The sequence below is a fragment of the Mesorhizobium australafricanum genome, assembly GCF_033977265.1.
In the GTDB taxonomy this organism is placed as follows: Bacteria; Pseudomonadota; Alphaproteobacteria; order Rhizobiales; family Rhizobiaceae; genus Mesorhizobium; species Mesorhizobium australafricanum.
The window spans coordinates 1-4,708 of record NZ_JAVIIT010000041.1 but is presented as its reverse complement, the minus strand read 5'-3'; the positions used below and the strand labels follow the sequence as shown (position 1 = coordinate 4,708).

At 58.1% G+C, this 4,708-nt stretch carries 3 protein-coding genes; 1 reads left to right on the top strand and 2 read right to left on the bottom strand.

Features of this window, described 5'->3' with window-relative positions; translation table 11 throughout:
* Positions 1 to 1,116, top strand: a 1,116-nt coding sequence (locus RFM98_RS31015; protein WP_320312274.1) for an IS91 family transposase, incomplete at its 5' end; no start/stop codon positions are given.
* Between the two features lie 621 nt (positions 1,117 to 1,737).
* Here RFM98_RS31015 and RFM98_RS31010 read toward each other — a convergent pair.
* Both RFM98_RS31010 and RFM98_RS31005 read right to left on the bottom strand, forming a co-directional pair.
* Positions 1,738 to 2,958 (bottom strand): M24 family metallopeptidase, encoded by a 1,221-nt coding sequence (locus RFM98_RS31010; protein ID WP_320312273.1) that lies wholly within the window; start codon positions 2,956 to 2,958, stop codon positions 1,738 to 1,740.
* A 71-nt stretch (positions 2,959 to 3,029) separates the two neighbouring features.
* Positions 3,030 to 4,199 (bottom strand): M20 aminoacylase family protein, encoded by a 1,170-nt coding sequence (locus tag RFM98_RS31005; protein ID WP_320312272.1) that lies wholly within the window; start codon positions 4,197 to 4,199, stop codon positions 3,030 to 3,032.
* Between the last annotated feature and the right edge of the window lie 509 nt (positions 4,200 to 4,708).

Below are 4,708 nucleotides of genomic sequence, written 5' to 3'. Positions count from 1 at the left end.
GGCCATCTCGGACGCAACGAGCGGCGTGTGATGAGCGCGATCGAGCTCTGCCGGACGGCCGAGCTCGGCGGCCATGTCGAGGGCTGCCGAGCCTGCGGGGCGATCCGCGTGGCCTACAATTCCTGTCGCAACCGGCATTGCCCAAAATGCCAGGGACAGGCCTGCCGCGACTGGCTCGCCGCACGCGAGGCCGAACTCCTGCCGGTTCCCTACTTCCACGTCGTGTTCACGTTGCCGGCCGATGTCGCCGCGATCGCCTTCCAGAACAAGGCGGCGGTTTACGCCATCCTGTTCAGGACTGCAGCCGAGACGCTGCGCACGATCGCCGCGGATCCCAGACATCTCGGTGCCGAGATCGGCCTCATCGCGGTGCTGCACAGCTGGGGCCAGACTCTCACCTACCATCCCCACCTCCATTGCATCATGCCGGGCGGTGGCGTCTCGCCCGACGGCTCGCGCTGGGTCTCCTGTCGGCCAGGGTTCTTCCTTCCGGTGCGCGTCCTGTCGCGCCTGTTTCGCCGCCGCTTCCTGGAGGACCTACGAGCCGCCTTCGACGCGCACAGCCTCAAGTTCTTCGGCGACATTGCTGGCCTGACCGAGCCAGCCGCCTTCACCCGCCTGTTGGCCAGGGCGCGCCGCCTCGACTGGGTGGTCTACGCCAAACCGCCGTTCGGCGGTCCAAGGCAGGTGCTGGCCTACCTCGGTCGCTACACCCATCGCGTCGCCATCGCCAATTCCCGGCTGATCAGCATGGAGAACGATCGTGTCGGGTTCCGCTGGAAGGATTATCGTCATGGCGGAAGGACAAAGGTGATGACGCTCGACGCGCACGAGTTCATCCGCCGCTTTCTGCTTCACACGCTGCCGGACGGCTTCCATCGCATCCGCCACTACGGCTTCCTCGCCAACGGCCATCGCGCCGCCAGGCTCGACCAGTGCCGCAGGCTGCTGACCAAACCACAACTGGATGATCGCGAACCGGAAGCCGAAAGCGCCGCTGCCGCTCCTCTTGCGGCAACGCACCGCTGCCCATGCTGTGGAGGACGGATGATCACACTCGCCGTCTGGCGATGCGGACAGGCACCGCCCGGCCCGTTCTGGTGCGACTCCTCATGATCGCGGCCGGCGCCTCCTCATCGCCATGCTCAGCATCCGTCACCAAGGGCGCCGGAACGCCAACGCTTGGCCCATCGCACAAGGGCGCAAGCAGCCAGCCCGGCGATAGAAGGCACCACAGCCTGTCCGACGGCACCCGCCATCAAGATGCCGCCCCCTGTCGCAGCGTCCTTTGCCGTCATTGCAGCCCGACGGCCCTTGATTATTCTGGCGAAGACTATACCGGCCACAGCTCCGGGCTACAATCCCCATAGCGCCAGTCCTGCCCGCGGCTCCGTTCAATCCGGCTTGCAATGAGGTCCGCCAGCCAACCCGGCCGCTCCGTCGTGCCCGCGGACCTCACAGAAGCCTCCAGATTCACTGCGATGAAAGCAGTGAATCACGCTTTGCCAGGCGGCGAAATCGCAAACTGGAATTGCAGGAAAACTATCCACAAACTGGCCGTTACCTGCAATTAGGAACTCAGAAAAGTCGACGATTCCTGTGCGATGTCAGCGACACCCGAATTCTTCACGGCCGACTTTTTCACGTTGTGATCCTTGAACTGATCGCCAGGCCTACTTCATGAGCTGATCGAGAAGAATGACGTAGCGGTATTCCGCTGAAGCCTTTCCGGCCAAGCTAAAGAACGAGCGGTATCGTTCGAGAAGCACGAGACGTAAGCAATTGGGCGCCAGTTCCGGTCACGAGAACAACCTCTTCATGGAGCATTAGCCTCGGCGAACTATCGAAATACGATGGGTAGATCGTGCTCGGCTCGACATTGATGATCATGCCTGGCTTCAGTATCGTTTTGTCATCGGGCTGAACCGAAGGTAGCTCTGGCATCCATAAACCCATAGAATGTCCCATTCGTCCGATCGTGGAACGTTTCCCCCGATTCGTCGAACCATCTAGTATATCTGACATTGCGGCCCAAACATCGCAGATCGGAACGCCAGGCTTTACAGCGGCGATCCCTACCTCCGTCGCATCCCAAACCACTTGGTAGGCATCTTGTGTATGTGGATCAGGTGCGCCAAAAGAAAAGTTGCGGTTGAAGTCGCTCCAATAGAAATTAAACAAGCAGCCAGCGTCGATAAATAGCAGCTCACCGTCGGACAGCACCTTGTCGGTCGGGACACCGTAGGGGCGCGTGTAGCCTCCACGTCCCGAAACACTGGCAATCTTGGGCGTCTTATCGACACCGCGAATGAAACATTCGAGTTCAAAGAGGCGGCAAACCTCTCGTTCCGTCATACCGAGACGCAATTTTTCCGATAAATTGTCGAATGCTTCTGAAACAATTCCGCACACGGTTCGAATTCGGTCAATTTCGAGTGGTGACTTGATCATTCGCAACTGAGTGAAAATCGGGTCCGACGCATCGGCAAATATCCGAGGTCTTATCGCATCCCGTACACGTAAGAAGTCCCCTGTAGGCATGCCAAGCCTGCTTTCTGCGCCAAGCTCTGTCCCAATCCTGGCGTTTCGTGGCAATAGTTCATTCAAGACTGTCGCAAGCACGGATACACCTTCATCCTTCGGATTCGGACCAGGCCAAGTCCGGAAATTTCTTACCCAGGTGGTTTCCTTAAAAAATTCATCGACACCCGTTGGAACAATCGCAACGGCGTCACCGGCCGACGAGATTAAAAGGAAGCGCGGTCGTGTGGTCTGAATTGGAGTGGTGCTAGTGTCGTCTACAAAATAGCGGAAGTTATGTTCCGACGTTACAAGGAGTGCGTCGAAAGCATGTTCCTTCATCAAATGCTGCGCTCGTCCGACCCGGTCTTGATATTCGATTTGCGAGAACCGAGCGTGAGGGATAGTAGTAATGCGAGCAAAATCGTGAGCGGCCATAATTTTTTCCTTGAATACCTACTTTGCATAAACGTGGGGATGGCGACGAACCAATTCGGGCGAGCTCCAACTCAAATGGGCAACACAGTCTCGACTAGGCTGACCCAGTAGCCGACGCCATAGGACAGGGCGTCGTCGTTAAAATCATACGCCGGATTGTGCAAGGATGGGGATGATCCATTTCCAAGGAAAATCAGAGCGCCCGGCCGCGCCTCCAGCATATAGGCGAAGTCCTCCGCCCCCATACTAGTTCTAACCTTATCGTCCACTGAGGCGGGACCCACGAGATTGCGCGCCGCCGTGATCGCCAAATCGGTCCCCTCCGTATGGTTGAAAGTAACCGGAACGGATCGACGGTACTTGAACTCGACATCCGCGCCGAACGCGCGCGCAATGCCTTGGGCGGATGCCAAAATCTCTCGCTCGGCGAAGTCTTGCAAGTCGGATGCGAGGGTCCGGACAGTTCCGGCGATTTCGACGTGATCAGGAATGATGTTGTAGGCCTGCGCAGCCTTCAACTTCGTTACGGAGATCACGAGCGACTCCATAGGATCAGTCTTGCGCGAGACCAAGCTTTGCAGGCCAACGATAATCTGAGCTGCAATGACCACAGAATCCACGGTTCGATGAGGCGAGGCCGCATGGCCGCCCCTGCCCTTCACGATGATGTCGAAGTCGTCCTGCGCCCCCATGATCGGGCCATCGCAAATTCCGAATGTGCCGATTTCCATACCTGGCTTGTTGTGCATGCCGAAGACCTGGGAGATGCTGAAACGATCCATGATTCCTTCGTGGACCATCTTTAGGCCGCCCGATGGTAGTTCTATCTCTTCTGCCGGCTGGAAGATCAAGGCAACGGAGCCCTTGAATTTGCGCGTAATCGCAAGATGCTTCGCGGCGCCCAACAACATGGCCGTGTGGCCGTCGTGGCCGCATGCATGCATTCTGCCTGGTATCTTCGACGACCAGGGTCTGGCTGAAGCCTCAACGATGGGCAGGGCGTCCATGTCCGCCCTTAATCCGATGGTCGGACCGTCTCCGCCTTCGCCTTGGATTAATGCGACGATACCGGTCTCAGCTATCCCCGTTTCGATGTGATTGATACCGAAAGAGACCAGTTTTTCGGTAACAAACCTTGCTGTGTCGTTTAAGCGATAACCGAGCTCGGGATTTTCATGAAGGTAACGGCGCCACTCGGTTGCCTCGCGCTGCAGATTCCGGAAAGTTTCAACGCTGCTCATGTTGCGACAGCCCCCTTTTTATACGCATTCCGCCATTTTCGATGTCCGTCGGGTTGATTGAGTCCTGCCCTTCGGATTGTCGAAGGGGGCATGCTTCTGGTTGAAGACGAGGACTCGCATCGTCTGCGCTGGCCGTTCGAGCAAGCACCGTGTGGGGCGCGCCGTAGAGGCGACGGATGCGGTCTTGCGACAGCCGCTATGGGTGGCATTGATCTTATCAGTCGCGATTGCGGCGAAGCGCATCGAACTCTCCGGGGTGTGGAAGAACTCGACAGCATCGATAGGGCCTGGCGTGGCCGCCTTGTAGTCGTTGTAGCACCCACAGTAGCGGGAGCCTCTGGCGGTCGCCATAAGCCGTAGACATCAATGATCTTGTTGCGCCATGTCATCGTGGTTTCGCCTGCATGACCGATCGAATGGCGTTTGCGGCCGCGTCTACATCGTCATCGCTGACGAGATAGTGGAGGACAGCGCGAACGACGCCTTCGCGGAGAGTGCCCAGCCGCACA